Origin of the sequence: Sphingomonas sp. TREG-RG-20F-R18-01 (assembly GCF_022662475.1) — a bacterium.
Classification (GTDB): Bacteria; Pseudomonadota; Alphaproteobacteria; order Sphingomonadales; family Sphingomonadaceae; genus Sphingomonas.
Window position 1 is genome coordinate 1 of sequence record NZ_JAKNQQ010000058.1, and the last position, 328, is coordinate 328.

The following is a 328-nucleotide window of genomic DNA, read 5'->3' on the forward strand; positions in this document are numbered from 1 at the left end:
TGCCGGGGTGCTCGCGCCGTGGCTGGCGGGCGTTTACGGCGTGCTATTCATCCGCCAGGCGACGCTCGCGATCCCCGACGAAATGCTCGATGCGGCGCGGATCGACGGCGCGAGCGAAGCGCGGATCTTCCTGAGCGTGGTGCTGCCGCTATTACGCCCGGTGGTCGTGACGCTGGCGCTGTTCGCGTTCCTCGCGAGCTGGAGCGATTTTCTGTGGCCGCTGATCGCGATCACCGATCAGCAGCATTACACGCTTCCCGTCGCGCTCGCCGCGATCAGCCGCGAACATGGCGGGGATACCGAACTGATGATGGCGGGGGCCGTGGTC

Annotated in this window: 1 protein-coding gene; it reads left to right on the forward strand. The window is 67.1% G+C overall.

Features of this window, described 5'->3' with window-relative positions:
- A partial coding sequence (locus tag L8K25_RS22630) for an ABC transporter permease subunit (protein WP_242141272.1) occupies positions 1-328 on the forward strand: 328 nt, incomplete at both ends.